The sequence below is a fragment of the Streptomyces sp. NPDC001156 genome (assembly GCF_053598275.1).
This window is the reverse complement of record NZ_JBSFJX010000063.1, coordinates 1-23,738: the sequence shown is the minus strand read 5'-3', so window position 1 is coordinate 23,738 and position 23,738 is coordinate 1. Positions and strand designations below refer to the sequence as shown.

The 23,738-nt window shown below is 68.9% G+C and carries 23 protein-coding genes and 3 pseudogenes; 16 read left to right on the top strand and 10 right to left on the bottom strand.

Annotated features, from left to right (window positions below; all coding sequences use genetic code 11):
• Window positions 1–247 precede the first annotated feature (247 nt).
• The gene (locus ACWDA7_RS26455; protein ID WP_450606856.1) at window positions 248–1,399 is read left to right on the top strand and encodes an SMI1/KNR4 family protein; all 1,152 of its coding nucleotides are present in this window, start codon (window positions 248–250) and stop codon (window positions 1,397–1,399) included.
• A gap of 60 nt (window positions 1,400–1,459) precedes the next feature.
• Here ACWDA7_RS26455 and ACWDA7_RS26450 read toward each other — a convergent pair whose 3' ends face one another.
• A complete protein-coding gene (locus ACWDA7_RS26450) occupies window positions 1,460–1,657 on the bottom strand; it encodes a hypothetical protein (RefSeq protein ID WP_450606855.1) in 198 nt (65 codons plus the stop codon).
• Window positions 1,658–1,667: 10 nt separating this feature from the next.
• Here ACWDA7_RS26450 and ACWDA7_RS26445 point away from each other — a divergent pair, with 10 nt between their 5' ends.
• Window positions 1,668–2,303, top strand: coding sequence for an LLM class flavin-dependent oxidoreductase (locus ACWDA7_RS26445; RefSeq protein ID WP_450606853.1), 636 nt, complete (start codon window positions 1,668–1,670; stop codon window positions 2,301–2,303).
• A gap of 192 nt (window positions 2,304–2,495) precedes the next feature.
• Window positions 2,496–2,681: pseudogene (locus tag ACWDA7_RS26440) on the top strand (IS630 family transposase); the annotation flags it as partial.
• 162 nt (window positions 2,682–2,843) lie between these two features.
• Here ACWDA7_RS26440 and ACWDA7_RS26435 read toward each other — a convergent pair.
• Window positions 2,844–3,008: pseudogene (locus ACWDA7_RS26435) on the bottom strand (DUF6233 domain-containing protein); the annotation flags it as partial.
• 404 nt (window positions 3,009–3,412) lie between these two features.
• Here ACWDA7_RS26435 and ACWDA7_RS26430 point away from each other — a divergent pair.
• Both ACWDA7_RS26430 and ACWDA7_RS26425 read left to right on the top strand, forming a co-directional pair.
• Entirely contained in the window at window positions 3,413–4,222 is an 810-nt protein-coding gene (locus tag ACWDA7_RS26430) for a universal stress protein (protein ID WP_450606852.1), read from the top strand.
• A gap of 498 nt (window positions 4,223–4,720) precedes the next feature.
• Window positions 4,721–4,945, top strand: coding sequence for a DUF397 domain-containing protein (locus ACWDA7_RS26425; protein WP_450606850.1), 225 nt, complete (start codon window positions 4,721–4,723; stop codon window positions 4,943–4,945).
• A 951-nt stretch (window positions 4,946–5,896) separates the two neighbouring features.
• Here ACWDA7_RS26425 and lepB read toward each other — a convergent pair.
• A complete protein-coding gene (lepB, locus tag ACWDA7_RS26420; protein WP_450606848.1) occupies window positions 5,897–6,586 on the bottom strand; it encodes a signal peptidase I in 690 nt (229 codons plus the stop codon).
• Window positions 6,587–7,407: 821 nt separating this feature from the next.
• Here lepB and ACWDA7_RS26415 point away from each other — a divergent pair.
• Entirely contained in the window at window positions 7,408–7,926 is a 519-nt protein-coding gene (locus tag ACWDA7_RS26415) for a helix-turn-helix domain-containing protein (protein ID WP_450606846.1), read from the top strand.
• Window positions 7,913–8,236, top strand: coding sequence for a DUF1707 SHOCT-like domain-containing protein (locus ACWDA7_RS26410; RefSeq protein ID WP_450606844.1), 324 nt, complete (start codon window positions 7,913–7,915; stop codon window positions 8,234–8,236). Before ACWDA7_RS26415 ends, ACWDA7_RS26410 begins: the two co-directional genes overlap by 14 nt.
• Window positions 8,237–8,500: 264 nt before the next feature.
• Here the strand turns inward: ACWDA7_RS26410 and ACWDA7_RS26405 are convergent, their stop codons facing one another.
• Window positions 8,501–9,853 carry a serine hydrolase domain-containing protein gene (locus ACWDA7_RS26405; protein WP_450606842.1) on the bottom strand — a complete coding sequence of 451 codons (1,353 nt, stop codon included), beginning with the start codon at window positions 9,851–9,853 and terminating at the stop codon, window positions 8,501–8,503.
• A gap of 157 nt (window positions 9,854–10,010) precedes the next feature.
• On the opposite strand from ACWDA7_RS26405, the gene ACWDA7_RS26400 reads away from it, so the two are divergent.
• Window positions 10,011–10,694 carry a TetR/AcrR family transcriptional regulator gene (locus ACWDA7_RS26400; RefSeq protein ID WP_450606840.1) on the top strand — a complete coding sequence of 228 codons (684 nt, stop codon included), beginning with the start codon at window positions 10,011–10,013 and terminating at the stop codon, window positions 10,692–10,694.
• Window positions 10,695–10,938: 244 nt separating this feature from the next.
• Here the strand turns inward: ACWDA7_RS26400 and ACWDA7_RS26395 are convergent, their stop codons facing one another.
• Window positions 10,939–12,189: an IS256 family transposase gene (locus ACWDA7_RS26395; protein ID WP_450606838.1), complete on the bottom strand. Its 1,251-nt coding sequence runs from the start codon at window positions 12,187–12,189 to the stop codon at window positions 10,939–10,941.
• Window positions 12,190–12,533: 344 nt separating this feature from the next.
• On the opposite strand from ACWDA7_RS26395, the gene ACWDA7_RS26390 reads away from it, so the two are divergent.
• Together ACWDA7_RS26390 and ACWDA7_RS26385 are read left to right on the top strand one after the other, a co-directional pair.
• Window positions 12,534–12,827, top strand: coding sequence for a hypothetical protein (locus ACWDA7_RS26390; RefSeq protein ID WP_450606837.1), 294 nt, complete (start codon window positions 12,534–12,536; stop codon window positions 12,825–12,827).
• Window positions 12,828–12,899: 72 nt separating this feature from the next.
• Window positions 12,900–13,295, top strand: a complete 396-nt coding sequence (locus tag ACWDA7_RS26385) for a VOC family protein (protein WP_450606835.1) — start codon at window positions 12,900–12,902, stop codon at window positions 13,293–13,295.
• A 17-nt stretch (window positions 13,296–13,312) separates the two neighbouring features.
• Here the strand turns inward: ACWDA7_RS26385 and ACWDA7_RS26380 are convergent.
• Together ACWDA7_RS26380 and ACWDA7_RS26375 are read right to left on the bottom strand one after the other, a co-directional pair.
• Window positions 13,313–13,461: pseudogene (locus ACWDA7_RS26380) on the bottom strand (IS982 family transposase); the annotation flags it as partial.
• 88 nt (window positions 13,462–13,549) lie between these two features.
• Window positions 13,550–14,317 (bottom strand): phosphatase PAP2 family protein, encoded by a 768-nt coding sequence (locus ACWDA7_RS26375; protein WP_450606833.1) that lies wholly within the window; start codon window positions 14,315–14,317, stop codon window positions 13,550–13,552.
• A gap of 89 nt (window positions 14,318–14,406) precedes the next feature.
• Here ACWDA7_RS26375 and ACWDA7_RS26370 point away from each other — a divergent pair, with 89 nt between their 5' ends.
• From ACWDA7_RS26370 to ACWDA7_RS26355, 4 genes are all read left to right on the top strand, one after another.
• Window positions 14,407–14,778 carry a BlaI/MecI/CopY family transcriptional regulator gene (locus ACWDA7_RS26370; RefSeq protein WP_450606831.1) on the top strand — a complete coding sequence of 124 codons (372 nt, stop codon included), beginning with the start codon at window positions 14,407–14,409 and terminating at the stop codon, window positions 14,776–14,778.
• A complete protein-coding gene (locus tag ACWDA7_RS26365) occupies window positions 14,775–15,704 on the top strand; it encodes a M56 family metallopeptidase (protein WP_450606829.1) in 930 nt (309 codons plus the stop codon). Before ACWDA7_RS26370 ends, ACWDA7_RS26365 begins: the two co-directional genes overlap by 4 nt.
• A 318-nt stretch (window positions 15,705–16,022) precedes the next feature.
• Window positions 16,023–16,415: a VOC family protein gene (locus ACWDA7_RS26360; RefSeq protein ID WP_450606827.1), complete on the top strand. Its 393-nt coding sequence runs from the start codon at window positions 16,023–16,025 to the stop codon at window positions 16,413–16,415.
• 38 nt (window positions 16,416–16,453) lie between these two features.
• Window positions 16,454–17,524, top strand: coding sequence for an adenosine deaminase (locus ACWDA7_RS26355; RefSeq protein ID WP_450606825.1), 1,071 nt, complete (start codon window positions 16,454–16,456; stop codon window positions 17,522–17,524).
• On the opposite strand, the gene ACWDA7_RS26350 is transcribed toward ACWDA7_RS26355, so the two are convergent.
• Together ACWDA7_RS26350 and ACWDA7_RS26345 are read right to left on the bottom strand one after the other, a co-directional pair.
• Complete coding sequence (locus tag ACWDA7_RS26350) at window positions 17,506–18,021, bottom strand: mycothiol transferase (protein ID WP_450606823.1); 516 nt, start codon at window positions 18,019–18,021, stop codon at window positions 17,506–17,508. The genes ACWDA7_RS26355 and ACWDA7_RS26350 overlap by 19 nt on opposite strands.
• A gap of 58 nt (window positions 18,022–18,079) precedes the next feature.
• Window positions 18,080–18,982: a LysR family transcriptional regulator gene (locus ACWDA7_RS26345; protein ID WP_450606821.1), complete on the bottom strand. Its 903-nt coding sequence runs from the start codon at window positions 18,980–18,982 to the stop codon at window positions 18,080–18,082.
• Window positions 18,983–19,092: 110 nt separating this feature from the next.
• Between ACWDA7_RS26345 and mgrA the strand changes: the two genes are divergently transcribed.
• Entirely contained in the window at window positions 19,093–20,082 is a 990-nt protein-coding gene (mgrA, locus tag ACWDA7_RS26340) for an L-glyceraldehyde 3-phosphate reductase (protein WP_450606819.1), read from the top strand.
• 493 nt (window positions 20,083–20,575) lie between these two features.
• Here the strand turns inward: mgrA and ACWDA7_RS26335 are convergent, their stop codons facing one another.
• On the bottom strand, window positions 20,576–20,863 hold the full coding sequence (locus ACWDA7_RS26335; RefSeq protein ID WP_450606817.1) for a DUF1905 domain-containing protein: 288 nt from the start codon (window positions 20,861–20,863) through the stop codon (window positions 20,576–20,578).
• Window positions 20,864–21,098: 235 nt separating this feature from the next.
• On the opposite strand from ACWDA7_RS26335, the gene ACWDA7_RS26330 reads away from it, so the two are divergent.
• Window positions 21,099–23,648 (top strand): ATP-dependent Clp protease ATP-binding subunit, encoded by a 2,550-nt coding sequence (locus ACWDA7_RS26330; protein ID WP_450606815.1) that lies wholly within the window; start codon window positions 21,099–21,101, stop codon window positions 23,646–23,648.
• The last annotated feature ends 90 nt before the right edge of the window (window positions 23,649–23,738 follow it).

Sequence of the window (23,738 nt, the reverse complement as noted above, 5' to 3'; positions counted from 1 at the left end):
GGCTCGTTGCAAGGGGGCTGCACTCGTGGCCCTCGGGCTCAGGGCCTCTTTCGCGCGGCCCACGGCGGTGAGTAGGTGGATGTCGGATGCCTCGGAGACATCGAGAGCCCGGCCGGCGAGCCAGCGGTCAGTGGTGCCGACCGTGTGCTCGGCCCGCCACTGCCGCATCACTGGAAGACGGCGGCGACGGGCAGCGATGTACGCTCGGCGCGCTCTTCTGTCAGTCCGCGCCTCTAGGGTCAGCCGCATGACTACCGACCTCGTTCAGACCTCGTGGGATCGCATCGACAGGTGGCTGCGTGAGTACGCCCCGCGTACCTTCGCCTCGCTCGGCCCGCCCGCGACAGACGAGGAGATCCGGGCGGCGGAGGCGGAACTCGACCTCACTTTTCCTCCCGACCTGGTCGCGTCTCTGCGCCGGCACAACGGGGCGCAGGGCGGCGTGGAGGCGTTCCAGTTCACCACGCATGACCGGCTGCTCGGCGTGCGCGAGATCGTCGAGGCGACCAGAGGCCTGAGGGGCATCGCCGCCGACCTGGACGAGGAGGAGCGCGAGCACTACTGGCACCAGGGGTACCTCAAGATCGGTTCCTACGGGGTCACTTCCGACGGCCTCAGCATCGACTGCCGCCCAGGGCGGGGCTCTCGCGGTGCGATCGGACGGTTCTTCGACGAGACGGGGACCGATTTCGGGTGCGCCGACTCGCTGGGCGCCTATTTGACGAAGTTGGCGGACCAGTTGGAAGGCGACAAGAACCCGCGCGCGGTGGCGTTCAACGGTCGGCTGATCTGGGAGTCGCCAAGTGCTGCCTGCCCTGAATGGGGCAGCCCGGACGGCCCGTTTCCCGGGCCGGAGGCGCAGCTACCACCGCTGGCTCTGCCCGGCGACCCGGCGGAACCTCTCATGGTGGGCTACCTGTTGGGACTCCAGGAGCTCGGCGCGCTGGTCGCCACACTGCCTCGCGAGCGCGTGGCCGAGGCTGCGCGGAAGCAGATGCGCAAGCTGGCCGTCGAGACCGGGCTGGCCAAGTACACCGAAGTCGGCACGGCCCTGGAAGCGCTGGAGCGAGGCGAAGCTGTACCGCCGCGGGGCCAGTTCAGCCCACTGAGCCTGCGGCTGCGCCACGTGATCGTCCAGGCCGGCGCGCAACGGGACGACCTTCGCAGATGGGCGGCGGAAACGATGGCGCACGCGGTTTGGGGCTCGCCGCATCAGGCGCTGTACAAGATCGCAACCACCCGTAGCCGACTGAGCTTCGACTGGCGCGCCGAACTGCTCGCCGACCTCGGCAACCCACCGATACCGCCCATGCCGGACGACCATTTCTGGGCGGTGCTGCGTAACCCAGCCATCGACGCGAGCTACTACGCGAACCGCTACGCCCGCGACCGAGGCTGACCGCACAGCCACCAGCGCCTGCGGGGGGTTGCGGATGGGGTCCACCGTCACCGTCCGTCATTACGAGTCAGACGCCTGGCCGGCTCTCATCGGGGCTCCGACGAGGGACTGCAGGGCGCGGACCAAAAACTTGGCGTCTGCGTTGGAGAGCGGGGCGAGGAAGCGGCGTTCCATCTCCTCGCGGGCCAATTCGGCGTCGTGCAGGCGCTCCCGTCCGGCCGGCGTCAGCTGCACGATGTTCTTCGGCAAAATCGCCACAACAGTCGACGTGATCTCCAGGGGCCGCCTGATCATGGGCCTCGGCGTGGGCGGCACCGTGCAGCCACCCGACACGGGCGGCATCGCCGGCGAGAACCCCGCCGCCGCCGAGTTCGCAGCCTACGGCCTCACCCTTGTCCCGCCCGCCGAAGGCATCGCCCGCCTGGAGGAGACCATCGCCATCCTCCGTGGCATGTGGACGCGGGACGTGTTCGATTTCCACGGGCGGTACTACGCCCTGACCGGCAACCGCAACGAGCCGAAACCCGTCCAGCAGCCGGGCCCGCCCCTGCTGATCGGCGGCTGGGGAAACCGAACCCTTCGCCTGGTCGTCGAGCACGCCGACATCTGGAACATCCCCGGACCGCCGCACAACACACTGGACTACATCACTGAGCGCAGTGCCGTTCTGGACGACCACTGCGCGGCCATCGGCCGTGATCCGCGGAGGATCACCCGCTCCGTCCAGTACATGGTCTCCTACGACGACCCGGCCGCCGACCGCAAGGCCATCACAGACCTCATCGCCGCGGGCGTGACGCACATCGTGCTGAGCCTACGGAGTCCATATCCCTCACAGATCGGGCGATGGCTCGCCGACGAGATCATCACGCCCGTGCGCAGCGCAACCGGAGAATTCTGCTGACGCGGCCGTTTGCCACCCGGGAAGACGCTCCTCCCTACACAAGCGGCCTTCGCTGACTCACCTCAACTGATCCTCGTCGTCCCCTGGGCCTCCGCTATGAGCTGGGTTCGCCAGTGCTGTGACCGGGATGGTTCGCCGGGTTGGTGGCCGCGGCGGTTGGATCGGCGAAGGCATCCGATCCAATGGCTGGAGGTGTGGCGGGCTGAGCCTGTCCGTGTGCACCGGTTGACCGATCAGGAGGGGCAGAGGCTGCAGCAGATCGTGCGGCGGGGGAGTACCGGTTCGGTGAGGTTCCGGCGGGCGATGATGCTGCCGGCTTCGGTCGGCGGGAACCGGGTGCCGGTTATCGCGAAGCTGATGCAGGCCGACGAGGACACCGCAGTGCGGTACCCGTTTGGCTGCTCCGGGTGGCTGTCGTCCTGCTGCCGGTTCAGGCTGGGCGTGACACCGTGCGGCCTGGTGTCCCCTCAGATCAGTCGGGAGGTTTCCGGCACGGGCCGACTCCAGGAAGCCCGACACAGTGTCCCGGCAGCAGTACGTACATGCCGGCGCCCGCTGACGCAGCGCATCCAGCGCCTGAGCCTGCGATACCCCAATGCATCTGCTGCTCTTGCGAACCGTCCAGCAGCCACCCACGTGCACTGCCACAAGATTCGTCTTCTGTAAGCCGCACTCGATCAGCCACCGTGGTGGAGGTGGTCGCATTTCCTTGGCACGTCGGCGGGGCCCTTCTCGTTACTCCTGCTGCGCGATCCATGCGTCGATCTGCGCGAGCGCAGGCGTGACCTGCTGCATGACGATCCGACGCGCGAAGTGAAGCAACTCGAGCCGGGACGATGGGAGATCGTTCACACGTTCGGCTCCAGGAGCTTGTGATGGGCAAGCCGGACGGGTTGGGACGTCCGTGCCGTTGATACGACTGATGGAAGACCCGGCATGTGGCTCGATCAAAGTGAGTGGCGGGGGAGCACGCCTCGCATTTCCGGTCGTGGAAATGCGTCATCGTCGCCAGTCGCCCGGCCGGCGGGCGGCAGGCCTGGTGGCAGTAAAGCTTTGGAGACCGAAGCGGCTCATGGGGAAGCGAAGTCTGATGTGACTATGGAGGAGCAGTGGGCAGCCTGGTCGTCGTAGGAGTGGATGGCTCGTCGTCGAGTGATGCGGCAGTGGTACAGGCCGCCCGGGAAGCCCAGCGGCGTCGTGCGACGCTTCGTGTGGTGCACGCTTTCAGTTGGCCCGTGGGGCCCATGTATGCGCCGATGGACCCCTCGCCGTTCAACCGCCTGGTACACGACTCCGCGGAGCTAGCTCGGAGCGTCGCGCCGGAGATGGAGGTCACCGATACCGTGATGACCGGCGGTGCGGTACCGGTGCTGGTGGCCGAATCGCGAGACGCGGACCTCGTGGTCGTCGGCCGCCGGGGCATCGGGGGCTTCGTCGGCATGCTGCTGGGTTCGACTGCGGTCTCCCTGGCCGCCCACAGCCAGTGTCCGGTGATCGTGGTCAGCGAGGAACCGGATGACGCTGGGCCGATCGTGCTGGCTGTCGACGGCTCTCCCGAAGGTGAGAATGCAATCGAATTCGCCTTCACCGAGGCGGCATTACGGGGAGCCGAGATCATCGCCGCGCATGCGTGGCTGCCGGATTATGCGCCGGCCGGTACGGGCGTGGAGAGCGCGGAGCGTCTGGTGGCCCAGGCAGTCGTCGGTCGCCGGGAGAGGTACCCGGACGTCACTGTCAGACAGGAAGTTCTGAGCGGCGAAACCCGCGAGGTCCTGATCGAGGCGAGCAGCGGCGCCCAGTTGATGGCCGTCGGAGCCAGGGGGCGCGGCGGCTTTGCCGGGATGCTCCTGGGTTCGGTGAGCCAGGCGCTGTTGCACCACGCGCACTGCCCGGTCGCCGTCGTCCGCGGTAGAGCATAGTCGGAGCCCATTCGCGTGCGCCTCTTCAAGGACCTCGGCGACTCCGTCAGCGCCAACCCTGCGTTCACTACCGTGTTCGACGGCCAACTCCCCCTGGACGATGGACGCCTGGCTGCCGGCGACGTGGCGTCACCCGCTTCGAGTACCAGTTGGGGGACGGAGGAGCCGGGAACGTCAGCCTAGCAAGCCGGGTTGGGACGCCCGTGCCATCGATGTGACGGTCGGACCGCCCAGGGGGTTTCGAAGCGCTTTGCGGGTTGAACCCTCTCCTCCTGTTGACCTGTGTCTTCATCGCAACTCAGTGCTCAGCGGCGGACTTCGACACGGATTCGACAGGCAGCCCCTCTGGTTCCAGTACACGATCCCGGCACCTGGCCGAGACGGTTCGACGGCGGGCAGTCATGGCGATTGAAGGTCCCCGCTTTGCCAGTTGCACATCTGCTGACCTGGGGTGATGGTGGTTAGTGAGGCTCGATTGAGCATCGAAGGGATAGCCCGATGACTGCAAAGAAGGCTGAACTCTACACGCTTGACCTGACGGATGCGCGCTGGGTCAAGAGCAGCAGGAGCATGGATAGGCCTTACTGCGTAGAGGTAGCAGACCTTGGTGGCGGAGCCGTTGCGATCCGTGACTCGAGGCGGAAAGACCTGCCCTCTCTGCGGTTCACTGCGGAGGAATGGGCAGCGTTCCGAGACGGGGTCCGCGAGGGAGAGTTCGGATAGAAGGATTTCGCGTTTGCCCAGTGGCCAGCCCGGTCCGGCTTCACTGGAGAGTGGGGCCGGAGCGGGTGGTCGAATTGCATGGGGACGAAATCGTGGGATCGAATCCCACTGCCTTGGTGCAGGGGAACCGTCCCGCCCAGGCGCAACGGTCAGGAGTCGCCGTTACGTGATGTCTGCTCGCCACCATGGTTCCCCGCGGTTGCCCGTACGATGGGGCACGGTCTGATCCGTAGCTCTACAGAGATCGGTCATTGAAGGTCATACAGGCTGCCGGGCGCTCGTGAGGCCGGTGCGGGGCACTGCCGTTTGCTGGGGTTGCTGTACTTCTCTGCTGTACAGCCGAGGTCCGGTGGGGACTACTCAGGACGCCGATCGCGCGTCACGCTCGTACGACCACCCTGCGAGCCGCCTCATACTCCCACCGGTTCGGCTTTCGTCTCGGGCGCCCCCGGCGCCTGTTGTCGGGGCGGCCGACTCCATGACCGCCGCAACCTGCGGCCAAGTGCTCGGAAGTTGCGGGTACATGGTGGGGTGGCGGTCAGCCAACACGCTGCCGGCACCGTGCCGGGCTGCTGAGTGCCGCTGGTGTCCGCCGTCGTTGCCGTCAGCGTTGCTGTCACTGCGTCGGCGGTAACGGCGTCTGCCCACCGCATTAGGAGTCGGTCGGGCGGTCGTGGCCGGGGCAGCCCACTACTCATGGCGACCGCGAGGAGCCGCGACGCCCCCCGTTGTCCACCATCGTTGGTGTCAGACGCTGGTGTCATCGGCCGCCCCCGGACGACCCAGAGACGGCCCAGCCACGGATCCCGACCGCAAGTCCATCGGTGTCTGTCAAACCGGGGCAACTTCATCTACCTGGAGCGGGACATCTACAGCGAGGCGGAGGCGGCGACCCGGCTCCGAGGCGAAGTCCGGAGGACCGGGACCGGCCGCCGGCAACTGGGCCGCCCGCTAAGCCTGCACGGGCCACGGTGGCAGCGGCGGAGTCGCTCGCCGCCGTACAGCCCATGCGCCGATCCCGAAGCCAAGCCCGGCGAGCGCGAGGAGCAGCCCGAGCAGCGCGGCCACCCCGAGCAGAACCGGAACCGTGTAGTTGTCGATCACCCGGCCCTGCACGGCGGTGGCTGGCACCGTACCGCCGTGGTCCGAGGTGAAGAAGCGGGAGTCCCGCGCGTTAACGCGGTGATCACCAAGCAAGAAGAGTCGTCCGTCGGGCACCGTCACCTCGTACGAGCGGTGCATCCCGTCGGCGACGCCGTCTTTCACATACGGCTCCTCGAGCGGCCGGCCGTCGACGGTGATCCGCTCCTGAGGGGTCCCGAGCCCCGTGCAGCACGAGACGTGATCGCCGCCTACAGCGATGACGCGCTGCATGACGCTCTCGTTGAACTGGTAGCGCTCCGGTGCCGTGTACAGCACCACATCGTCCCGTCGGACATCGTCCCCACCGACCCGCTCGAACACGATCCGCTGGCCGATGGTGTACGTGGGCGCCATGCTGTCGCTCGACACCGTGGCGGTGGAGTAGCTGGCCAGCGAGAACGTGACGGACCCGACGAGCAGCAGCAGCCCCAAGGTCCCCAGAAGCCAGGCCGTTATGGTCAGCCCTCGCCGCTTGCGCATCACAATTCCCTCCCCCACGGGGCTCTCCCGCGCGCGTCGAGGCTAGCGGTTTCCCGCGAACGCCCGTCCGTGGACAGGAGCACGGTTCCTGCGCCCATGACCTTGATGCGAGGCTCGTCCATGGCCCGCACCGTATCTCGACCACCCGCCCACCACTCTCCCCAGCTCCCATCCCGTCCGCCATCGACCCACACACCGTGGAGCGGGCGTGGTTCATGGCGTCCAGGTGGAGCGCGCCACTGTACGAACGACTGTGACGCCATGGGCCGCGTCTGCTCGGCTCTGCCTGGGGCGATGGTGTGTGCGGGATGGGAGCATTCTGCTCCCGCCACTACGGTCCCGCGGCCGGAGGCGGCGCCCTCCGCATCCCCGTGCCAGCCGATCCCCCGCCGAAGGCACTGTTTTGACCGTGGCCGCGCTTTCTTGGTCGCGCTCAGGTGGCTGCGCCGCCGTGGTCCTCACCATCCGGGAGAGGTGTGAAGTCGGGTGAGCGCGCTGCGAGCACGCGGCCCTGGTGGAGATCACCGGTCCGGACTCCGACCTGGGCTGGCGAACCCCCGGTTCGCTTCGGGTAGTTGGTTGGCTCGGCGCCGGTTTGGTCTGGCCGAACCAGCAGTTCAATTAACCAGGTCAGCGCGATGTTGCCTGATGTTTCCCCCTCTGCCTGCCGCGGATCTGGCGTGCCTCTCTTGCGAACTGTCGCTGAGTGGCGGATCGTTGTAGAAAATTCCAATAACTGGAGTCATCTTCAACATGCGGATTGATCGTCGATGAGTGCGGAAGGCTCGTCCCCTTCGTCCCGGCGGTGGCATGGAGTACACAAGGCGCTGGCGGACCCCTTGCGCATCCGGCTGTTGGAGGCCATGTGGGAGATGCCGCGCTCTGCTCGCGAACTTGCCGACTGCGTCAGGCTGCCAGTTGATCGGCTCTACTACCACCTGGGCCAGCTGGAGCGTGCCGGGCTCATCGAGATCGCCGAATACCGGCCGCTGGCACGCGGCAAGGTCGAACGGGTCTACGCTCCCGCGGTCACAGAGCCGCCAGCGGATGGCGCGACTCCAGAAGAGCAGGCGGCGTTCCTGGGCTCCATGCTCGACGCGACCCGGGCTGACATCAACGCCGCTTACCAAGCAAGACAGGCCGGCCGGCGGCGAGAGGTTGACCTGCATCGCGGTGCCCTGCGGCTGACCGACGAGGCACTTGCCGAGCTACGCGGGCGCATCGAGGAACTTGCCTCTCGGTTCGGAAACCACGACGCCCCGGGAGTCTGGACCCGGGTCGTCATCACGGTGGTCGACCTGCACGATCGCCCGTCGTCCAACACGCCATCGCCCGGAGGCCCAGATGACCCGTGCTGAAGAATCCCAAGACAGGCTTGCGATCAAAGTCTCGCACGCAGAGCGCGATGAAGTTGTGGACCGACTGAAAGACCACAACGCGGTCGGCCGACTGACCTTATCCGAGCTTGAAGAACGCGTCGCCATCGCATACCAGGCAGCCACCGCCGCGCAACTCGGCGCCATCACCGCGGATCTACCGGCGGAGGGGAAGACATCAGGTCAGGCTGCCGCCGAGACGGACTCGCAGGTATTGATCCTACTCCTGTGCTTCTGCCCGCCAGCGGCCCTCGTCTACTGGCTCATCACCCGTGGCCCTGCCCGTCGATAAGACTCGTAGCCGCAATGACGCCCTTCTGATCCGTAGATCTCTATGGATAGGTCAGCGAGGGTCATAGCGGTCGCGTCGAAGCCTCCATGGGACATGGCTGGACTGCGATGGTTACTCCACTGCTGTATTGATTGGCAACTTTTCTCCGTCGTACTTGAAGCGGGAATCGTTGTTCTGCGCGGAGTAATTGTCATCAAATGTTGTGTACCCAGGCGAGGCCGGTCACCGGCCTCGCCTGCGGTGCTCTCCGGGGGTACGCAGGTGTCACTCGGCGGGTGTCGGAGCCCGGTTGAAGAGCCGTCCGGCCAGGTCCGCCCCGATGATTGCGCCGTCGGCGTCGCGGGTGAGGAAACCGCGCTGGCCGATCAAGCCGCCGCCGGTGACGATGTACTCGTCGCCGCTTCCGGGGAGCAGGCCGAGCCCGGCCGGCGGCAGGTCTGGCGGCAGTTCCTTCTCGGACGCCGTGCGGATCTCCGGCTTGATCCGGCATTCAACCGTCATCGTGTCACCGTCGGTGTCGATGATCAGCGTCATGAATTCGTTCTCGTAGTGCCCGATGATCTCCTGAGCGCGCTGCGGGTCGTACGGGAGCGGCTCGGGGTCGCACTCGACCACGCCGAGGTAGTGCTCGAGCGCCCGGCGGAGCACGGCCTGATTGAACTCCAGCCCGCTGTCGGGGCCGGCGTTGGACACCGCCACGACGGCGAAGCCCCGCTCCGGAACCAGCAGCAGGTTGGCGAACTGCCCATTGGTCGATCCGCCGTGCCCGACGGTGCGCACACCGTCCACGTCGCGCAGGAACCAGCCGAGGCCGACGGCGTCACCGAGCGTGGAGCCGTGCAGCTCCACCGTCGGCTCCTGCATCCGCCGCGCCAGGTCACCGCCGTCGAGGTGGAACCGGGCCCAGCGCAGCTGGTCGGAGATCGAGGACACCAGGCCGCCGCCCGGATTGTTGCCGCGCGTGTCCTTCCATGTCCGGGCGACCTTGAGCGCCCCTGCACTGAGGTTGTGGCCCACAGCGAACCGGCGGGTGATGGCCTGTCCGGCAGTGAAGACGCTGTTGGCCAGGCCGACCTGCTCCAGGACGAGTGAGGCGACAGCGGCCTCGTAGGTCAGGCCAGTGACGTTCTCGATGACCCGGCCGAGCAGGTTGTAGCCGAGCTGGCTGTAGGAGGCACGGCCGCCGACCGGACCGATCAGCGTCACCTCGGCCATCTTGGCCACCTCGCCGGCCAGCGCATCGTCTCCGTCTCCGCTGTCGAAGACCATCCGAGTGTCCAGTCCGGCGGTGTGGTTGAGCAGGTTCAGGATGGTGATCTGCGCGGCCGCATCCTCGTCGGGGAGCCGGAGTTCGGGAACGTAGCGGCGGACCGGCGCCTCCAACTCGACTCGCCCCGCCTCGACCAGGCGCATGATCGCGGTCGCCGTGTAGGTCTTGGTGACCGAGCCCAGCACGAACAGCGTGTCCCGGTCGACGGGCAGCGGGTTGTCAATGCTCGTCACGCCGTGACAGGCAGTCAGTTCCCGTCCGTCCACCCAGACCCCCACCGCTGCACCCGGGATGTCAAACTCCTTGGCCTTCGCCTCGACGAACTCCGCCAGCGCATCGCGTGACATCTCGATTCCCTCTCGGTCGGTGTGGTTCGCGCACGACCCCGAGTCCCCCGGGCGTCGCGGTGACTTGCACTTTGTTCAAGTGAAGGCTAGCGAACGACTTGAACGCAGTGCAAGAGGTTTCTTGAACGTCGTGCAAGTCGACGGCTATCGTGAATTCATGCCCCGCAACACGCTGACCCGCGAACAGATCCTCACCGCCGCTATCGCTCTACTGGACACCGAAGGGCTGGAGGGCCTGAATATGCGGGCACTGGGTCAGCGGTTGGGCTCGGCGGCCACCGCGGTCTACTGGCACGTGGGAAGCAAGGACAACCTCATCGCCCTCGCCAGCGACCAACTGTGGCACGAAATCACGCTGCCCGACCCTGACCTGGTCGACTGGCGCACCGCAGCCACCACCATGGCCACCGACCTGCATGCGATGCTCACCCGCCACCCGTGGCTGCTGCAGGCCTTCGGCTCCTTCCTCATGTTCGGCCCCGGCAAGGCCCGCCACGACGACCACCTCCTCGCCATCTACGAGGCCGCGGGATTCGCCGGCCCCGCAGCCGACCAGGCCGCGGCCGCCGTTTTCACCTTCGTCCTCGGCAACGCCCTCGGCCCAGCCGCAGCAGCCTCACTCACCCGCAAACTGCGGCGCGAAGGCAGCAGCAACGCCGAACAGGTCATCGGCAACGCCAAGGCCGAAGCCCGTGAGATTGCCGCACAGTTCCCTCGGCTGCGCGCCCGCCTGGACACCCACAGCGCCGACTACGGCGCGGCGCCCGACAACACCTTCCAGTTCGGCCTCCAGGCCATCCTCGACGGGCTGGAAGCGCTGCAACGCGGGCCTACTCGGTGACCATCACACGATCATCCGGGAAGGTATGCCCGGCCCACAGTTCGAAGGCGGGGCCAGGGCGGAGGGCGATGGCCCGGCGGTCCAGGTGCCGCAGTACGGCGGACTGGGCCAGGGTCTGGTCTGGATCGGTGAGGACCTTCTTGACTGGAGCCGTCTCCTCAGCCGGTGACCTGCGCGAGCTCGCGAAGGTAGGCAGCGAAACGCAGGTGCTCGGCCGGCCCTTCCTGCGGGGCGTCGTAGGGGTTCATGCGGCTTGGTCCTGCGGCTCGACCAGGACGCCGTTCTCGAACTTGGCGCCGGAGCGGACCAGGACGACGAGGTGGGCCCCGGTGATCGCGCGCCAGCGGGTCTGGGCGGATTCGACGAGTTTGAACACCATCGCGAGGGCTGCGGCCGGGCTGCCGGCGCCGCGGGTGACCTTGGTGCGGAGCTTGACGGTGGAGAAGGTCGACTCGATGGGGTTCGTGGTGCGCAGGTGGATCCAGTGCTCTGCGGGAAAGTCGTAGAACGCCAGCAACTCCTCCCGGTCCTCGGTGAGCTTCGCGACGGCCTTGGGGAACTTGGCGCCGTAGGTCTTCGCGAAAGCCTCGATCGCCTTCTCGGCGTGTGCGCGGTCCTCAGCGTTGTAGATCTCCTGCATCGCCTTCGTCGCGCCCGGCTGTGTGGACTTCGGCAGGGCGTTCGAGACATTCCTTGCTTTGTGGACCCAGCACCGCTGGTGCCGGGCGGCCGGGAACACCTCGGCCAGGGCCTTCCACAGACCCATCGCGCCGTCGCCAATGACCAGCTCGGGGTCACGCATGCCGCGGCGGCGGCAGTCGCGCAGCAGGTCGGCCCACGACTCGGTGGACTCCCGCAGGCCCTCGGCCAGCGCGATCAGCTCCTTGCTGCCGTCCAGGCGCACACCCATCAGCACCAGCACGCACGAGTGCGCCTGCCCGAGTCGCACCTTCGGGTGCACCCCGTCCGCCCACACATACACGAAGTCGCGGTCCGACAGGTCCCGGTCCTGGAACGCCGCGTGGTCGTCCTGCCATTGCTTCGTCAGCCGGGTCACGGTTGCCGGCGACAACCCGGCCGCCGAGCCGAGGAACTGCTCCAGCGCGGGCACGAAGTCCCCGGAGGGCAGTCCGTGCAGGTAGAGCAGCGGCAGCACCTCGGAGACCTTCGGCGACTTGCGGCACCACGGCGGCAGGATCTTGGAGGAGAACCGCATCCGCTCCCCGGTGGCCTCGTCCACCCGGCGGTCGTTCACCCGGGGCGCGGTGACCTCGACTGGCCCAGCCGCGGTGACGACGGTGCGGGGCCGGTGGTGGCCGTTGCGGACCACCAGGCGCCGGCCCGTTTCGTCCTGCTCGGCCGCCAACTCGACTATGTACTGGTTGACTTCGGCCTCCAGCGCGGCGGCTAGCATCCGACGGGCGCCCTCGCGGACGATCTCGTCGATCAGGGAGCCGGACTCGGTGGAGCCGTCGGCGTTCACTACGCTGAGCACGGGCGTGCCTTCCCGACCCGCGCTGCGAACGCGGGCCTACTCGGTGACCATCACAGGATCATTCGGGAAGGTACGCCCTCCGCGTCCCACCCAGGGCTGATCCACAAGTCCTGAGCATTGCTCGGAGGCATCCGACGAAGGATGGCTCTCGTTTCAGGCAGACCCAGAAGATTCGACACCCCTCCAGCGCAGCGTGAATGGACTTGCTCGGGCTCTCCGCCATTACCACTTCGAGGGCGATGGATGTATGGAGGAGGACCGGCCCCGGGTCAGAGTCGTCGGAGCCACAGTGCTCAAGCCCGGGACCATGCCGACCGGAGTGGAGGAACGGTACGAGGCGGTGTGTGCGCATCGGCGTCGAGCCCAGGCCTGAGGGCTGGGCACTGTGGAACACCTGGAGCGACGGGGAGTTGAAGGTGACCATGGTGGTGTCCGCTGTCGAGACGACAGAGGGGCTGTTCCAGAACTGGTCACGAGGAAGGGCCATCGATCCGGTGGCTCCGCTGCCGTCCCAGATCGCCCTCGTCCGCCGGGACTGGATCGGGCCGATGACGTTCTCGCCGCACGCCGTCAGCCGGATGGGCCTCAATGGTGAGCCGCTGTCCTGGACGATCGATGCCAAGGGTCAGTGGTCGTAGCGATCCTGGACTTGCCGGACAGATGGCGGGACCCCATACGCTGAGCCCCCGTCCGCACTCTCTGGGGGAGTCATGACCAGTAGGTTCACCGAGTTGGTTGTCCACTGCCACGATCCGGAGCTCCTCGCGGCCTTCTGGTGCGCGGTCCTGGACTTCAAGGTGATCGACCGGAGCGAGGGCAAGGTGGAGATCGGCTCCTGGGAGCCGACCGTCGAGGAGGTCCGGGCCCGCCAGATGCCGCCCACCCTGCTGTTCATCCGGGTGCCTGAGGGCAAGACCGTGAAGAACCGGCTCCACCTGGACGTCAGCCCGATCGACAGCAGCACCGACGACGAGGTGGCCAGGCTCCTTGGCCTTGGCGCCGCCAAGGTGGACGTGGGCCAGGGCCCTGGCCGGAGCTGGGTGGTCATGGCCGACCCCGAGGGCAACGAGTTCGACGTCCTGCGCACCCTGGCACCGCCCAACTAGATGATCCGCCCGAAGGGTTAGCGGTCGTAGGCGGTCAGTGAGCGCAGGGCCGGCTGTCCGCTCTGGTCGTGGTGCCAGATGGTGGTGGTCAGCGTGAGGAGCGCTGCATGACGCGGGCGACGACGCCGGGGGCTGTGCGGCCTTGGTTCTGTTCGAGGTGAAGCCGCACTCGAGCACGGGGTGGCCAACATGACCTACTTCTCGCTCGGCATGTTCGAGCATGTGCCGGGTGCGACCGCGGCGCACGGCGTCGTTCAGGGGGCCGGGGACTCGGTCGACTCCGGTGTGGCGGTGCCGGTACGCCGCACCAACCGGATGGCGGCGTAGGTGCACAGGCTCAGCCAGCACAGGGCCAGCAGCCAGCCGCCCAGCACGTCGGAGAACCAGTGAACGCCCAGATACACCCGGCTCAGGCCGACCAGGGCGCCCCAGGTGAGGGCAGCGGCCACGAAGCCGGCCCGGCCCCGCGGCGCGCGCACCAGGATTGCCAGGGCCAGCAGCCCGGCGGCCATCGCGGACGTCGTCGTGTGGCCCGAGGGGAACGACCAGCCCGACGGGTGCGTCACCCAGTTCTCTGCCGCGGGGCGGGGGCGTGCAGCCAGTGACATCACGCTGTAGCGCACGGTCTGTCCCATGGCCAGGCAGGCGAGGCAGGCGGCGACGGCGACCACGCGCTGCCGCAGCGTGCGTCCGATCAGGAGACCGGCGACGGCGGCCAGGAGATAGGGCACCAGCCCCGTCCCCGTGTACGTCACCGCCCTTGCCACCGAGACTCCGACCGGCGGGCGGTGGCCGACCGACCAGGCCAGCAGATCCTGGTCACCGAAGAGTGGGGCGCCGCCGCGTCCCTTCACGCTCAGGGCCAGCAACACGAACGCCACCAGGGCGCCCACCGCCGTCGAACCGGCGAGGTCGGCCCTGTCCTGCCGCCTCACCACGGCATGTTGCTCACGGCGGGCGCGTTCGGCGGCCTGGTGCGCGAAGCTGCGCCCATAGTGGTGAGCCCCTTCCATAATGGACATGCGGTCCGGGCCCGGCCCGACCACATAAAGACTACAATCTTGTAGACGGTCTACGGCAATGTAGACGACGGCGGGGTGAGGAAGGTTCCATGGCCGAAGCGAAGGACGAGCGCCGCCCGGCAGGTGAGCTGGAAGCGAGTGTCATGGCCGCCCTCTGGGCCGCCGGCGCTCCCCAGACCCCGGGCGAGGTGCAGCTGAGCCTCGGCACGGGACTCGCCCGTACGACGGTGACGACGATCCTGTCCCGGCTGCATGAGAAGGGCGTCGTCGGCCGCGCGCGCCAGGGCCGCGGCTACGCCTACTTCCCGGTCCAGGACGCCCACGGGCTCACCGCCCGGCGCATGCACACCGAGCTGAACCGGGACAGCGACCGGCACACGGTGCTGGCCCGGTTCGTCGCCCAGCTCAGCGAGGACGACGAGCGTGTCCTGCGGGACCTGCTGGAATCGGGTGAGCAGTGACCTTCCTGTTGCTCGTACCCCTGGCCCTGCCGTTCGCGACGCCCCCGCTCGCACGGCGCGCTCTCGCACGGCTCGCGCCCTCGACCGCGCTCTGGCTGGTGGCGGGCTCCACGCTCGTGCTCGCGTTCTGTTCCCTGACCGCGCTCGGCGCCTTCGTGCTGACCGGGCTGCTCCAGTTGCCGCTGTTCGCCGCGCTCGGCGCACTGGTCCGTCCGTTCCGCGCCGGGTCGGACCTGTTCGTGGTGCCCGCGGCCGCGTTCTCGGTGGGTGCGCTCGCCGTCTGCCTGTGGGCCGTGGCCCATGCTGTGCTGCGCCAGGCCAGGGCCTTCCGCGCCGCCACCAGCGAGGCGGACCGCCGCTCCACGGCGGGTGACCTCTGCGTCATCGACGCCCCGCACCCGGAGGCCTACGCTCTTCCCGGCAGGCCGCACCGCATCGTCGTCACCACCGGCATGCTGCGCAGCCTCGGCCCGGACGAGCGGGAGGCGCTCTTCGCCCATGAGCGGGCCCACAACGCCGGCGGGCACCACTACTTTCTCGCCCTCGCCGAGCTGGCCGCCCACTGCCACCCCGCGCTGCGTACCGCGGCCGCGGTCATCCGGCTCGCGGTCGAGCGGACGGCGGACGAGGCCGCCGCCGCGGTGGTGGGGGACCGGCGGCTGACCGCGCGTGCCATCGGTCGAGCCGCGCTCGCCGCCCGCGCCGGCCACCGGGAGCGGCCCTCCTTCGCGGCCGCCGTGAATACCGGACCGGTGCCGCAGCGGGTCGCCGCCCTGCTGGCGACCCCCCGCACGCCGCACCGGGCCGTCTCCTGGATCACCGCCCTCCTGGTCGCCTGCGCCGCGCTCTCCGCCTGCGCCTCGGCGACCGGAGTCATCGGCTTCCATCACCAGGTCGAGGTCGCACAGGGCGAGGCGGCCCGCTGAACGGCCTCGGTGGCCGGGAGCAACGAACGACGTAGGCGGTTAGGGCCGCTGAACGGCATGGGCGGCCAGGGCGAGGACGGCCGCCGACAGGGCTTGGGCCACCAGGGCGAGACGGGCCGCCGAAACGACCCGCGCGACCAGGGTGCGGAACGCCACCGAATCGCCAGGAGCGCCGCCTGCCACTCCCGGCCTGTGGCCGGGAGTGGCAGGACTTGGGCCAGCCCCCGCCGCCTTCGCCACCCCACGAGTGCACGTGCCGGAATGTCGTACCCTACGTGTTACGTATAACCCGCACCGCCGCACTCCCCGGAAGGCCCCATGAGACGTATCGCCCTGGTCACCCTCGTCGTCGACGACTACGACGAGGCGATCCGTTTCTACACCGAAGCACTCGGCTTCCGGCTCACCGCCGACGAGCCGCGGCCGGACGGCTCCCGGTGGGTCGTCGTGGAGCCCGGCGCCGCAGGTCACAGCACCGGGCTGCTGCTCGCCCGGGCCAAGGACGAGGCGCAGCGCGCCCGGGTCGGCGACCAGACCGGCGGGCGCGTGGGCCTCTTCCTGCACACGGACGACTTCGCCCGCGATCACGCCCGGATGACCGCCGCCGGCGTGACCTTCCTGGAGGAACCGCGGCACGAACCGTACGGAACCGTGGCCGTCTTCCAGGACCTGTACGGCAACCGCTGGGACCTGCTCCAGCCTGCCGCGTGACCCGCCCCCAGAACCATCTGCCGAGGAACCACCGCACAATGACCGCCCCGCGCATCGACATCGAGACCATCCGCCGCCTCCCGAAGGCCGTCCTGCACGACCACCTCGACGGCGGTCTGCGCCCCGCGACCCTCGTGGAGCTCGCCGACGAGGTCGGGCACGTCCTGCCCACCACCGATCCGCAGGCGCTCGCCGACTGGTACTACGAGGCGGCCAACTCCGGTGACCTGGTGCGCTACATAGCCACCTTCGAGCACACCCTGGCGGTCATGCAGACCCGCGAGGGCCTGCTGCGCACCGCCGAGGAGTACGTCCTGGACCTCGCCGCGGACGGCGTGGTCTACGGCGAGGTGCGCTACGCGCCCGAGCTGATGCTGAAGGGCGGTCTCACCCTGTCCGAGGTCGTGGAGACCGTGCAGGAGGGTCTCGCGGCCGGTATGGCGAAGGCGGCGGCAGCGGGCACCCCTGTCCGCGTCGGCACCCTGCTGTGCGGCATGCGCATGTTCGACCGCACCCGGGAGATCGCCGACCTCGCGGTGGCCTTCCGCGACGCGGGCGTGGTCGGCTTCGACATCGCGGGCGCCGAGGACGGGTTCCCGCCCGCCGACCACCTCGCCGCGTTCGAGTACCTGCGCGACGAGAGTGTGCCGTTCACCATCCACGCGGGCGAGGCACACGGCCTGCCCAGCATCCACCAGGCCCTCCAGGTCTGCGGTGCCCAACGCATCGGCCACGGTGTGCGTATCACCGAGGACATCGTCGACGACAAGCTCGGCCGGCTCGCCGGCTGGGTGCGCGACCGCCGCATCGCGCTGGAGATGTGCCCGACCTCCAACCTCCAGACGGGCGCCGCCTCCTCGATCGCGGGGCACCCCATCACGACGCTGAAGGACCTCGGTTTCCGGGTCACCCTGAACACCGACAACCGGCTGGTCTCAGGCACCACGATGACCCGGGAGATGTCCCTGCTGGTCGAGGAGGCGGGCTGGACGGTCGAGGATCTGCGCACGGTCACGGTGAACGCCGTCAAGAGCGCGTTCATCGCCTTCGACGAGCGGAACGCCCTCATCCGGGACGTGATCCTGCCTGGCTACGAGGCCGCGCTCTGAAGCAGCCCCCGCACATAGGCGGCCTGTCCGACGTGCTGCAGATCGTCGGACAGGACGCTGACCAGCCGTACGCCCAGGGTGACCGGTGGATCCCAGCTCTCGTCCACGATCCGCTCGAAGTCCTTGGCGACCAGCCCGCGCAGGAAGCCGAGGGTCTGCTCGTGCACGGCGTCGTAGTAGCCGGTGAGCAGGTCGGCCGACTCCACCAGCGTCTTGGCGACCTTCCCCGGGGTATGGCCGTACCCCGTGTCCCGGCTCGGGTGATCGAGGCCGAAACGCTTCTCCCACCCCTGTGAGAGCCAGACCTGCTCCAGGCCGGCGGCGTCGGCGACATGGTCGTCCTGCACCCGGGTGAGATGCCAGACGAGCCACGCGATCGAGTTGGCGTCATCGGCGGGCCGGGCGTTCAGCTCGTCCGGGCCCAGACCCTCGACGGCGGCATGGACTTCTTCCTGGATGCGGTCGTACGCGTCGATGAGGATGTCCTTCGCATGCATGGGTCCACCATCGCGCATCGCGGCCGGCGACGTGAGGCGAACGTGCGCCGCGCGCCGGTCATCCTGCCGCCTCCGGCGCCTCGTGCGCGGCCGCCGTGAGAAGGCCCATCAGCGCCCGGGCCGCCGGGCTCGTCGCCTCGTCCGGCGGCAGCAGGGCGAGGGTCTCGTACAGGGCGTCGCTCTTGACCGGAAGCGACACGAGGGTCGCCGCCTCCCGCTTCTGCCCGAAGTGCCGGGGGACCACGGCGACGCCGAGCCCCTCGTGGACGAGGTCCAGCAGACTGTGCACGTCGTTGACCTCGAGTGTCACGGTCCGCTGGACGCCGGCCTGCCCGAACGCCGCGTCGGTGGTGCGGCGCGGACCCCAGTCGGGGTGGAAGTCGACGAACGCCTCGCCGCCCAGATCCTCGGGGGTCACGGCGCCACCCTCCGCCAGCGGGTGCGACGGGTGGCACAGCACGGTCATCGGCTCGCTGGTCAGCGACACGGACCGCAGCTGGTCGGTGTCCGCCTGTGTGCGCACGGCGAACGCCAGGTCCAGCCGGCCCGCGGCGACCTCCTCGGCCAGCGCGCCCGACCCCGCCTGCCGCAGCCGGATCTCCACGTCGGGGTGCCGACGGCGGAACGCGGCGAGCAGCCCGGCGACGTTCACCCCGGCGATGCACTGTTCGGTGCCGAGGGACAGCGTGCCGCGCAGCACGCCCTGGACGGCGGCCACCGCCTCATGAGCCGCACGCACCTGGGCCAGGATCCGCTCGGCCTCCACCAGCAGGGCACGGCCCGCCTCCGTGAGCGTGACGCTGCGGGTGGTGCGTACGAACAGCGGGGCCTGAAGCTCCCGCTCGAGGGCGCGGACCGACGCGGACAGGCCCGACTGCGACACCATCAGGCGTTCCGCTGCCCGAGTGAAGTGCCGGTCCTCGGCGACGGCGACGAAGTGCTGTAGATGGCGCAATTCCATGATTGAGAAGCGTAGACGCTGAATTCCATCCGGTACCTCTGTTGGACCGCCGGTGCGAGGGCAGGCGAGAGTGGACCGCGTCATCGAGGAACGCCATCCTGGAGTGCACGTTGTACACGGCAGATCCCGCCCGTTACGAGGCCATGCCCTACCGCCGCACCGGACGCAGCGGCCTGCAGTTGCCCGCGCTGTCCCTCGGTCTGTGGCACAACTTCGGCCCTGACCGCCCGGTGGAGATCCAGCGGCAGATTCTGCGCCGCGCCTTCGATCTCGGGGTCACGCACTTCGACCTGGCGAACAACTACGGCCCGCCGCCCGGCGCCGCCGAGTGCGCACTCGGCGACGCCCTGAATGCGGACTTCACGCCCTACCGCGACGAGCTGGTGATCTCGACCAAGGCCGGTTACCTGATGTGGCCCGGCCCGTACGGTGAGTGGGGATCCCGCAAGTACCTGCTGTCGTCCCTCGACCAGAGCCTGAAGCGGATGGGTCTGGACTACGTCGACATCTTCTACTCGCACCGCCCCGACCCGCAGACTCCGCTCGAGGAGACGATGGGCGCCCTGCACTCGGCGGTCCAGCAGGGCAAGGCGCTCTACGTGGGCGTGTCCAACTACTCGCCCGAGGAGACCCGCGAGGCGGCCCGCATCCTCGCCGAACTGGGCACCCCGCTGCTGATCCACCAGCCGCGCTACTCGATGCTCGACCGCCGCCCCGAGGACGGGCTGCTGGACACGCTCGACGAGCTCCAGACCGGCTCCATCGCCTACTCGCCATTGGAGCAGGGACTGCTGACCGACCGCTACCTCGACGGCATCCCGGAGGGGTCCCGGGCCGCCAGCGACAGCCCGTCCCTGACCGCCGAGTCGCTCACCGAGGACCTGGTGGGTCAGCTGCGTGCGCTCGATGGGATCGCCAGGTCCCGCGGCCAGTCGCTGGCCCAGATGTCCCTGGCCTGGGTGCTGCGCGGCGGCCGGGTGACCTCGGCGCTGGTGGGGGCGAGCAGCCCTCGGCAGCTGGAGGACAGTGTCGCCGCCACCCGCAACCTGGACTTCGACGACGAGGAGCTGGCGCGGATCGACGCGGTCCTCAAGGCGTAGCGCTCCGGGCCAGATCGCCCCGCGGCCGCCGCGGGGCGAGGCCGCGAGGCGTACGGCGCGGCCATGCTGGCGGCGGCTGGGGCGGTGGCCCCGGCCGCCGCGAGGCGTTCATTCCGCGATCAGTCCGTGCGGCGATCAGTCCGCGAGGCGATCAAGCCGTGAGGCGTCCACTCACTCCCGGAGGCGGGCGGCCGCCTCCGGGTCGACCGCGTAACCGAGAACGCTGCCCACTCGCCCCGGGCCCGCCAGGTCGTCTCGTCTTCCTCGACCACCAGCGGGCTGATGCCGCAGTTCTCCCCGTAGACGCCGCCCAGCCCCGACCTGCTGCGCCGGGTCCTGCGGGAGCTGGTCCGGATGCAGGCCGCCGCGACCAAGGCGCCCGTACTGAGCCGGCTACAGCTCCGAGAACGCCTTCAGCAACGGTTCAAGCGAACCGTGGGCTTCGCCCAGGCGCTACGGCCCAGGCGCTACCGGGACGCTGCGCGGGCCGGCGTCACGGGCTGAGCCGCTCCTCGAGGTGGACGGCCACGGTGTCGCCCTCCTCCTTCCCGATCGCCTTGCGGACGTCAGCCTTGACCGGCAGTTTGTGGGTGCCGTCGCCCAGGGCCATGAATGAACTGCGGAAAGGGTGCCCGTCGATCGTGCCGCGCACCTTGACCGGTCCACGCGTCCCGAAGAACTCGACGGACCTCGGCCAAACAACGTACGTCCAGCCGCTTTTGGCCTCGCTCCTGCGCAGGACGGCGGTGAACCGCTCGTCCAGCGGCCCGTTCGCGTTCATGCGTTCCTCCGCTTCCGACGGTCCTTGTACCGGCATGACCGGCGGGGACGGGAGAACTCATCGGTGAGGGAGCCCCGCGTGACAGCGCCGCCGAGTACCGTATCCTCCTCAATCTCCCCGATTCATCGATTGCTCCCCATTTGTCATGCTGTGCTACCTGGCGAAGACTGGGCGAGTAAGGGCAAATCGACTACGGCGATGCGGCCGTGTGTCGCTGCCGGACGGGTGGTCAATCGTGACGATCTCGCCCTTCGGGTCAGGTGACCCGTTCTCCGATCTCTTCAACCGCTTCTTCGGCACGAGCCCGGCCACTTCGCCGCCGGCCGTGCAACGTGTGCCCATCGGACGTCTGCTCAGCGAGTCCGCGCACGAGCTCCTCGCCGCCGCGGGAGCGCGGGCGGCCGAGGACGGCTCCGATCTCGACGCGGTGCACCTGCTGTGGGCCGCCACCCAGGTGCCCACCGCGCGCCAGGTGCTGCAACAGGCCGGCGCGGATCCCGACCGGCTCGCCGCCGACCTGGAGTCGTCGCTGCCCTCGGGTACCGGCACCGGCGAACCGGCGCTCACTCCGGCGGCCAAGCGCGCCCTGCTGGCCGCACATGCCCGCTCCCAAGAGGCCGGTTCCTCCTACATCGGCCCGGAGCACATCCTCTCGGCGCTGCTCGACGACGCTCGCTCCCCGCTCGCCGAGACCCTCCGGTCCGAGGGTGCCTCCCCAGGCGCGCTGAGCGGCGTCGGCCGGCAAGGGCAGGCGCCAGGCGGACATCCCGACACTCCGACGCTCGACGAATACGGGCGCGACCTCACCGACGAGGCGCGCAGCGGGCGGCTCGACCCGGTGATCGGCCGGGCGAGCGAGATCGAGCAGACCGTCGAGGTCCTCTCCCGCCGGACCAAGAACAACCCGGTGCTCATCGGTGATCCGGGCGTCGGCAAGACGGCCATCGTGGAGGGACTGGCCCAGCGCATCGTCGCCGGTGAGGTGCCCAGGACGCTGAAGGACCGCCGGGTGGTCGCGCTCGACATGGCGGGCCTGGTCGCCGGGTCGCAGTACCGCGGTCAGTTCGAGGAACGCCTGAAGAAGGTGATCGACGAGGTCACCGAGGCCAAGAAGGGCGTCATTCTCTTCATCGACGAGATGCACCAGGTCGTCGGCGCGGGCGCCACCGGTGAGGGTTCCATGGACGCGGGCAACATCCTCAAGCCCGCGCTCGCACGGGGCGACCTCAGCGTCGTCGGGGCCACCACCCTCGACGAGTACCGCAAGCACATCGAGAAGGACGCGGCGCTCGAACGCCGCTTCCAGCCCGTCATGGTGCCCGAACCCACCGTCGAGGACACGATCGAGATTCTGCGCGGGCTGCGCGACTCCTACGAGGCCCACCACCAAGTCCGCTACATGGACGAGGCGTTGGACGCCGCGGCCAACCTCTCCGACCGCTACATCAGCGACCGCTTCCTGCCCGACAAGGCCATCGACCTCATGGACCAGGCCGGAGCCCGTGTCTCGCTGCGCATGGTCGGCGACACCGAAGCCGTGGAACTGGAGGAAGTCCTCAGCCGGCTGCGCCGGGAGAAGGACGAGGCGGTGAACGCCGAGGACTACGAGCGGGCGAGTGAGATCAAACGGCGGATCGCCGAGGCGGAGCAGCAGCTGTCCGGGATCGGTGAGGGCGGGGTGGCGACGCCTTCCGTCGTCACCGTCGACGACATCGCCGAGGTGCTCTCCGCGCGCACCGGTATCCCGGTCTCCCAGCTGACCGAGACCGAGCGGGAGCGGCTGATGAAGCTGGAGGAGCTCCTGCACGAGCGCGTCATCGGCCAGGACCAGGCGGTGACCGCAGTGGCCCAGGCGGTACGGCGCGGCAGGGCCGGAATGGGCGACCCCGACCGCCCCACCGGCAGCTTCCTCTTCCTCGGCCCCACCGGAGTCGGCAAGACGGAACTGGCCAAGGCGCTCGCGGAACTCCTTTTCGGCGACCCCGACCGCATGATCCGCTTCGACATGAGCGAGTTCCAGGAGAAGCACACCGTCTCCCGGCTCGTGGGCTCCCCACCCGGCTACGTCGGCTACGAGGAGGCGGGCCAGCTCACCGAGGCGGTGCGCCGCAAGCCGTACAGCGTCGTGCTGTTCGACGAGGTGGAGAAGGCCCACCCGGACGTCTTCAATCTGCTGCTGCAGGTGCTGGACGACGGGCGGCTGACCGACGCCCAGGGGCGCACGGTCGACTTCCGCAACACCGTCTTCATCATGACCAGCAACATCGCCTCCAAGCACATCCTCGACCACACCGGCGACATCGAGGAGATCAGGGACGATCTGATGGCGGAGCTGCACGCGCACTTCCGCCCCGAGTTTCTCAACCGGATCGACGAAGTGATCGTCTTCCACTCGCTGGGCCGCGAGGACCTGGTGCAGATCGTCGACCTGCTCCTCGAGGGGACCCGGCGCCGGCTGCATGCGCAGGGGGTCCGGCTGGAGGTCACCGAGGCGGCCAAGGAGTGGCTGGCCGACCGCGGCTACCAGCCCGAGTTCGGTGCCCGGCCGCTGCGCCGGACCATCCAGTCGGAATTCGACAACCGGCTGTCGAACATGCTGCTGGACGGCACGCTGAACCCGGGCGACACGGTCATCGCCGATGTCGTGAAGGACGAACTGGTGCTGAGTCTCAAGGCGCTGACCGAGGAGGAGAAGGCCGCGCGGGACGCGAAGGCCGACGCCCAGGCCGGGCGGGACGAGGAACCGAAGGGCACACGGGACACCGGAGGCATCGCGGACGCCTAGTACTGCAATCACAGTTGCAGGATGTGGCCTCGGCGTTTGTAGTGGCTGCTGCGGGCCCGGGTCTGGCTGAGACGTCTCCACCATGACCAG

Bases quoted from the DNA above. Each gene is read 5' to 3' on its own strand.
- ACWDA7_RS26455 (WP_450606856.1), top strand. From the start codon at position 248: ATGACTACCGACCTCGTTCAGACCTCGTGGGATCGCATCGACAGGTGG.
- ACWDA7_RS26425 (WP_450606850.1), top strand. From the start codon at position 4,721: ATGACTGCAAAGAAGGCTGAACTCTACACGCTTGACCTGACGGATGCG.
- ACWDA7_RS26410 (WP_450606844.1), top strand. From the start codon at position 7,913: ATGACCCGTGCTGAAGAATCCCAAGACAGGCTTGCGATCAAAGTCTCG.
- ACWDA7_RS26405 (WP_450606842.1), bottom strand. From the start codon at position 9,853: ATGTCACGCGATGCGCTGGCGGAGTTCGTCGAGGCGAAGGCCAAGGAG.
- ACWDA7_RS26400 (WP_450606840.1), top strand. From the start codon at position 10,011: ATGCCCCGCAACACGCTGACCCGCGAACAGATCCTCACCGCCGCTATC.
- ACWDA7_RS26385 (WP_450606835.1), top strand. From the start codon at position 12,900: ATGACCAGTAGGTTCACCGAGTTGGTTGTCCACTGCCACGATCCGGAG.
- ACWDA7_RS26375 (WP_450606833.1), bottom strand. From the start codon at position 14,317: ATGTCCATTATGGAAGGGGCTCACCACTATGGGCGCAGCTTCGCGCAC.
- ACWDA7_RS26370 (WP_450606831.1), top strand. From the start codon at position 14,407: ATGGCCGAAGCGAAGGACGAGCGCCGCCCGGCAGGTGAGCTGGAAGCG.
- ACWDA7_RS26360 (WP_450606827.1), top strand. From the start codon at position 16,023: ATGAGACGTATCGCCCTGGTCACCCTCGTCGTCGACGACTACGACGAG.
- ACWDA7_RS26355 (WP_450606825.1), top strand. From the start codon at position 16,454: ATGACCGCCCCGCGCATCGACATCGAGACCATCCGCCGCCTCCCGAAG.
- ACWDA7_RS26350 (WP_450606823.1), bottom strand. From the start codon at position 18,021: ATGCATGCGAAGGACATCCTCATCGACGCGTACGACCGCATCCAGGAA.
- ACWDA7_RS26345 (WP_450606821.1), bottom strand. From the start codon at position 18,982: ATGGAATTGCGCCATCTACAGCACTTCGTCGCCGTCGCCGAGGACCGG.
- ACWDA7_RS26335 (WP_450606817.1), bottom strand. From the start codon at position 20,863: ATGAACGCGAACGGGCCGCTGGACGAGCGGTTCACCGCCGTCCTGCGC.